At 51.7% G+C, this 6,084-nt stretch carries 9 protein-coding genes and 1 pseudogene; all 10 read left to right on the plus strand.

Going from position 1 to position 6,084, the window contains the following annotated elements; all coding sequences use genetic code 11:
* Nucleotides 1-306 precede the first annotated feature (306 nt).
* The 10 genes and pseudogenes from HFM78_RS04150 (at nucleotide 307) to HFM78_RS04190 (ending at nucleotide 5,886) form a co-directional block, all read left to right on the plus strand.
* Nucleotides 307-564, plus strand: coding sequence for an AbrB/MazE/SpoVT family DNA-binding domain-containing protein (locus HFM78_RS04150; RefSeq protein ID WP_287128161.1), 258 nt, complete (start codon nucleotides 307-309; stop codon nucleotides 562-564).
* The gene (locus tag HFM78_RS04155) at nucleotides 561-941 is read left to right on the plus strand and encodes a type II toxin-antitoxin system VapC family toxin (protein ID WP_287128162.1); all 381 of its coding nucleotides are present in this window, start codon (nucleotides 561-563) and stop codon (nucleotides 939-941) included. The genes HFM78_RS04150 and HFM78_RS04155 overlap by 4 nt, the downstream gene beginning before the upstream one ends.
* Nucleotides 942-1,082: 141 nt before the next feature.
* Nucleotides 1,083-1,295 (plus strand): annotated as a pseudogene (locus tag HFM78_RS16115) (transposase); the annotation flags it as partial.
* A 76-nt stretch (nucleotides 1,296-1,371) separates the two neighbouring features.
* A complete protein-coding gene (locus HFM78_RS04160; RefSeq protein ID WP_287128163.1) occupies nucleotides 1,372-1,542 on the plus strand; it encodes a hypothetical protein in 171 nt (56 codons plus the stop codon).
* Between the two features lie 453 nt (nucleotides 1,543-1,995).
* Entirely contained in the window at nucleotides 1,996-2,340 is a 345-nt protein-coding gene (locus HFM78_RS04165) for a DMT family protein (protein ID WP_287128164.1), read from the plus strand.
* A 363-nt stretch (nucleotides 2,341-2,703) separates the two neighbouring features.
* Complete coding sequence (locus tag HFM78_RS04170; protein ID WP_287128165.1) at nucleotides 2,704-3,294, plus strand: hypothetical protein; 591 nt, start codon at nucleotides 2,704-2,706, stop codon at nucleotides 3,292-3,294.
* Nucleotides 3,295-3,401: 107 nt separating this feature from the next.
* On the plus strand, nucleotides 3,402-3,956 hold the full coding sequence (locus HFM78_RS04175) for an integrin alpha (RefSeq protein ID WP_287128166.1): 555 nt from the start codon (nucleotides 3,402-3,404) through the stop codon (nucleotides 3,954-3,956).
* Between the two features lie 68 nt (nucleotides 3,957-4,024).
* Nucleotides 4,025-4,147 (plus strand): FG-GAP repeat protein, encoded by a 123-nt coding sequence (locus tag HFM78_RS04180; RefSeq protein ID WP_287128167.1) that lies wholly within the window; start codon nucleotides 4,025-4,027, stop codon nucleotides 4,145-4,147.
* 41 nt (nucleotides 4,148-4,188) lie between these two features.
* Nucleotides 4,189-5,277 carry a hypothetical protein gene (locus HFM78_RS04185; protein WP_396034882.1) on the plus strand — a complete coding sequence of 363 codons (1,089 nt, stop codon included), beginning with the start codon at nucleotides 4,189-4,191 and terminating at the stop codon, nucleotides 5,275-5,277.
* 27 nt (nucleotides 5,278-5,304) lie between these two features.
* Nucleotides 5,305-5,886, plus strand: coding sequence for a hypothetical protein (locus HFM78_RS04190; protein WP_287128169.1), 582 nt, complete (start codon nucleotides 5,305-5,307; stop codon nucleotides 5,884-5,886).
* Nucleotides 5,887-6,084 lie beyond the last annotated feature (198 nt).

The raw sequence follows: 6,084 nt of genomic DNA on the forward strand, positions 1-6,084 counted from the left end.
AGCGGTCTGGTACCAGACCGCTGCGTCCCTGGAGCTAAGGAAGCTCTACGCCGTGCTGATGAGCGCATCGCCTTGATGACCCCCGAGCAACTGCAAGAAGCGGGCCGTGCTGCCCGCGCAGACCTCGGACTCTGATGCTAGCTCGGCGGTACCGCCGAGCAGCTTTGCGCTACCGCAAAGCTATCGCCCCCAACTCCGGGGGCTTGACCCTTACCTCTCGCTCTAGTTTGGCAGACCCGCAGAAGAAAATGCCATATGATAGACATATGTGGCACAATAACTTTGACGTGGCATGTTAAAGGATGTATGACTAAATCGGTGGAAGTGCATTTAGGTCGCCAAGGTCGGTTGGTCATTCCGGTCGCGTTGCGGCAGATTCTGGGTTTTGAGGAGGGCGATACGTTGGTTGCCCGTGAAGAAGCAGGGCGATTGGTGTTGGAAAAGCAGGCAATGGTGAAGCAGCGGCTGAAGGCTCGGTTTGCCCAAGTGCCGAAGGAGCGCAGTTTGGTGGATGAACTCATTGCAGAACGGCGTGAAGCTGCAAAAAGGGAATTGCAGGAATGACTGTTGTCTTGGATGCTTCGGCATTGCTGGCTTATTTGCAGGATGAGCCGGGGGGCACTGTGGTAGATGAGGTGTTGGCGGAGTCGGTGATGTCGAGTGTGAATTGGGCAGAGGTTGTGCAAAAGTCGATCGCGGCTGGAGTTGAGGTCGAGGGAATATTGGATGATTTACAGTCTCTGGGATTGATGGTGGAGCCATTTACGTCGGAGGATGGGGAAATGGCGGGACGATTGTGGGAACAAACACAGCAAGCTGGTTTGTCTCTGGGCGATCGTGCCTGTCTGAGTTTGGGGCTGCGATTGGGGGTTACAGTTTTGACCGGCGATCGCGCTTGGGCAACGCTCACTCTGTCTGTGGATGTGCAGGTGATTCGATAATGAGTAAGTCATGCTCTGTACTGCCCCCCTTGATTGAGACAGGTAGTTAAGCTTCCCTAGCCGATAGGAGGCTTAAGCCATGTCTCTGCAACGTCGCAGCTTTACCCCTGACTTTACTCCCACAGGGGGCAAGCACTCCAGGTAGTCCGTGAGCTTGAAGCGGGCAAAACCTCAGCCCAAGCGGCCCGCGAGCACCAAATCCATCCCACCATGATGGCCAATTGGCAAAAACAGCACCAGCAGTACGCTGAGCAAGCGTTGCAAGGGAATGGCAAAATTTACAAAGACGAAGAGCCCGAATTGCTGAGTTGGAGCGGATGGTCGGTCAGTTGGCAATGGAGAACTCTGTTCTAAAAAAAGCCTTGCTGCGGTTAGAGACCAAGGCACTCCCGACGCGCAGCAATACCAAGAGCTGCTGTACACCCAGGTGGTGCAGCAAGCCGACACCGGCACGGCGTCGGTGGCCGCACCCTCAAGCTCAGTCGTGCCAACTACTACCGCTGGCAACCCCTTCGATGATGCTCGTGCCGAGCAGGTCATGAAAACACTGAAATATGAAGAGGTCTACCTCAATGAGTACGAAAACCTGGAAGAAGCCTGAGTTGCCCTAGAACATTTCTTGGAGCAGGTGTACCATCAAAAGCGGTTACATTCAGCACTGGGGTATCTACTGCCAACGGAGTTTGATAGGCTCCGTAGCCGAAGGCCAGGTAGAAACGACAAACTGCTTAACTGCCTGTCTCAAAACCGGGGTTCACGACAGGGGGCAGTACAAAATGGCTAGCGTTAGTGTTGCCTGAGAATGAAGAAGCAGCTTAGAAGCTAGCTTTATTCATAATAAATATTTACGCTTCCATTTTTTTAGCTAGATTGACTAGACCCCTTTCCTGGCAAGCCTTACGCGCTTCTTGTCACCCCGTCAGTCGTCAAGCAGGATGTGATGTATCGTCCCATTGCACAGTTCGCTGGATAAGTATCTCTAAAAATGCACTTAGGGTGCATCTATCGGTTGAATCTTGTATGTTGAGAAAAAGCCAGTAATCGAGGTTCGTTCGTGCCTGTAGTGTTCACCACCGTGCTGCTCTTAGTCTGTGCCAATGTGTTTATGACCTTTGCTTGGTACGGTCATCTCAAAAATAGTGCGACTGCACCGTGGATTATTGCGGTGTTAGCGAGTTGGGGAATCGCCTTCTTTGAGTATCTATTTCAAGTACCCGCCAATCGGATTGGACATACTGCCTTGAGCTTGCCCCAGCTAAAGGTTCTTCAAGAAGTTATCACCTTGGGCATTTTTGTACCGTTTTCGATATTTTATATGCGTGAAGAAATGAAACTAGATTACCTTTGGGCAGGGCTTTGTCTCGTTGGAGCCGTGTACTTTGCTTTCAGAGAACATTGAGCAGCTGCTTAACTGACAGAAGTGTACAAAAGGCGCTCTGGGCCTAGATTAGGGTGGGAGGTAGCCTTGACATGAGGTAATCTTCTTGTACCACCAATCCAATTAACCAATGTCCAGCACCTCCCGTCTTTACTCTCCCCTCTGGCAGTTGTTGCGTCAACAGGTAGCTTGCTGTGATATCTGTCATCTGAATACCCTGGCGTGGATGGTCGTCGCTCTGATTGCCTCCGGCTCTATTGCCCTGACCGCCTGGGCCTTATCTACACTGACGAGGCCTGTGTACCAACTCCCTCGGGTTCGGGGACTGATTTCTCTTGTGCTCCATCCACTCTGAAGTGGTCCTTCCACCTGAACGGGGAGGCTGTGACCCACTGGTCAGACCCGGAAACTCTCCTTACCTCCACTACCAGCTTTAATGACACCGGCGACCCCTTTGGTAGCCACTTCACCACTGCCGTGGACCAAGCGGGCAATATCCACCTTGTGACCCGACGTAACAGCAGGCTGGTCTACTTATGCTACAAGGGGGACGGTGCGAATAGTGCCTGGGAACCCTATCGCTTCCTCACTAGTGCCAACGACACCGTCAACGAGTATCCCCAGATATCCTTAAAGGACCCCGCCCTGGATGCCAAAGTCCGCATCATTTATCAGCAGAAAACGCCCGACCAAGTCTTGTGTATACAGAAGAGTGTCAACAATTACGCCGCACCTGATGGCACTAACACTGGGTTTACCCAGGAGGGAGCAAGCATTGACGATAACCTGATGGTGGGGAGCCAGAATCGGTATCCGGGCAATCCACGCCTTGAGTCCCCAAGCTATCTCAATGGCTTTAAGGTTGATGGGACAGGTAATACTTTGGCCTTGCCCTTCTTACGACAATACGAGTTCACGAACCTGACAGGCGAAAAGCGGTTTTCTGCCGTCAATTACCAATTCCTCATCCCTTAATCTAGTTAAGAAAGCGAAAACGCTCCACAACAGATACGTTTAGGGGTCCCGTCTCGGACCACTATACAAACACTCTTGCCACCATCCACCCCCTAGTAGGTCTTGCCATGACCCCACGCTCCAACCTCTCCTCCATCTCTTCTCTGGTCCTCCGACCGGGCTTACCCCTACTGCTGCTTGCTGCCCTCTGCTCTCTCCCCACTCCGTCCGTCCAAGCCCAGTCCTTACCACCTGTGAACGCGAACTTCGGCTTTGGCATTGTCGGGGTCGAGAATGGCGACTTGTCCGGTAACTCCATCAGCAATGCAGGCGATGTCAACGGCGATGGACTAGATGACATCCTTGTCGGTGCTCCTAAAGCTAATCCGCTCGGGCGCTTTAACCCAGGCGAGGCGTATCTCATCTTTGGCAAAACCGATACTGCCACCGTGGACTTAGCTGACATTAGAGCGGGCATTGGCGGCTTTGCGATGCCGGGGGTTGGGACATCCAACAACTATGACAACACGGGCACTAGTGTCAGTGGGGCAGGCGATGTTAACGGCGATGGCCTCGCTGACCTCATTGTGGGAGCAAGAGGTGTCGTGCCCAAGGGCGTACTTATGCCGGGCAGAGCTATGTCGTCTTTGGTAAAACCGACACTGCCACGGTTGACCTCATAGACATTGAGCAAGGGCTAGGGGGCTTCGTCATTCAAGGAGTTAACTTCTACGACCGCTCGGGAGATGCCGTGAGCTCTGCCGGGGATGTCAATGGTGATGGGCTGGCGGACCTCTTGGTCGGTGCCCGTGATGCAGAACCGAGCACTGTCCCAGAAACCGGCTTAAGCTTATGTCGTCTTTGGCAAGACTGACACCGCCCCCGTGGACCTCCAGGACGTGGAGCAAGGATTAGGTGGTGGCTTCGTCATCGTTGGATCCTCTCCGTAATCCCGATGTTCAGGACCCCGTACTTTGGTCCGACGAAGACGGACGGTACTTAGAGATGCGGGTGGATGCAGACCCTCTGGACCCCACTGAAATCGCTGTTACCCGACGCATACCCCTCGATAGTCTCAAAGCTGAAGAATGGGCAGAGCTAAAGTGCCAGTATGACCAGTTAAACCTTAAATCCTACACAGAGCAGGGTATTGCGCAGGGCCTAGAAAAAATCAAGGACCGCCGCATCCAGCGAATGTTTTTGGCCCTTTTCACCTTTTTGAATCCTCGTCAAGTGGGAATTGTTTTATTTCTTTATCGTGAAGCGGCTCACCAAGGTACGGGGCCGGAAGTGTACTTTCGCTCCAATGATCTATTAGCGAGTTTAGGATATAGCCGGACCCGAGATGGAGGCTTTCCCTCTAAGCTCCGTTCCCAGCTCAACCGGGATTTAGTTGCTCTACATCGTACTGAATTAGTATTCGCCCGTTCGCTCAAGCGGGGGAACAAAGTTGGTGCAGACGTAGTTGTCAAAAGCATTTTAAGAATTAAACGGTACCAGATTGACAATGTGCCACGGGATTTTGACCTCATGAAGGCCGCCGACTATACCTACGAACTAGCCGATGCCTACACAGTCAATCTCGAATTTTTTGAAGGACCAGGGCGTACCGGGGACTATGTTCTGTTTGCAGACTCTATCGGCATCAAACAAAGCTTAGGTAATGGTACAAAATCTGACTATCGGCTCAAGTTAATTGTCTACTTAGCAAGTCGCATGAAGTGGGACGCTCTACGAGACGGTCAATACCTTGTTGTGTCGCGGCACTATCTTTTGAAGAATTTAGACCTCTTGGGAAGTAACTCTACCCGCAACACTGATATTTTTTGGCGTACTGTAGACCAACTTAAAACGGGGGGCTATCTTCTAGATGCAAAGGAACTACCTGGAAAGAAAAATGTAAGCATCGAATTTCAGATCAACCCTCTCAAGCTCAGAAATCATGAGCAAGACATGCCCCTGACGACACCGCTGACGGATGAGGAAGGGCAGCCGATAGATTAGGCTATAGAAGAGGTAACCAGGCTAGTCATGGTGGACTCAGTTCTGAATAGTGAGGTCTTTGCCGCCCCGGATTACCATTTGCAGTACCGGGCCAATGGCATTGTGCATGGTCGGTTCCTACCCTCCCTGACCGAGCCAACCCTGGGCTGTTTACTCACTACAGATGGGTTGTTCGAGGCGAAGCTCCATCCTTTAGGCCGCCGTCGGGGTGGGATAGATGAAAATTTGGACCTAGGCCAAAGCTATGACTGGTCAGTCTACCCCCGAACCAGACCCTTCCGTAGAGACCAAGCGAAACACAAATACGCGCTCAGTTTTTATTTAACGGCGGTTCGTAAGTGCGATGTGCAACCTGACCAGTTTTTAATTCGAGGCCAAGTTGTAAAATCTGACCCTAAGGACAAATACTTGGTCGTCCAAGTTAAACCTCAAGGACGTAACCCATTCACCCTCTCCTTAACTGGGGAGATTCCCCTTGAGAAAGTTGGCTGGTTCTATACTTTGGAGGCGATACGAAAAGGTAGATCACTACTGGTAATGACGGCTGAGCCTTTAAAAAAAATGAAACTCAAGTGCTTAGCTAAACAGTCGGGAAGCTCTGCACCGTAATTTCTGGTTCAGTGCCAGAGTCGTCATGAACTTTGTTGTTCTAAAGGAACATACCCACGCCGACGGGCCTCAGCGATCATCTGTACCCGGCTCCCTACATCAAGCTTATGAAAAACTCGCAGCAGATGGCTCTTAACAGAAGCCTCATTGACATACTCACCGTCCTAAAGGCGCGGTGATTCCCTTGCGGTTACTGGC

It is taken from the genome of Candidatus Cyanaurora vandensis, from assembly GCF_013285555.1.
GTDB classification, from domain to species: Bacteria; Cyanobacteriota; Cyanobacteriia; order Gloeobacterales; family Anthocerotibacteraceae; genus Cyanaurora; species Cyanaurora vandensis.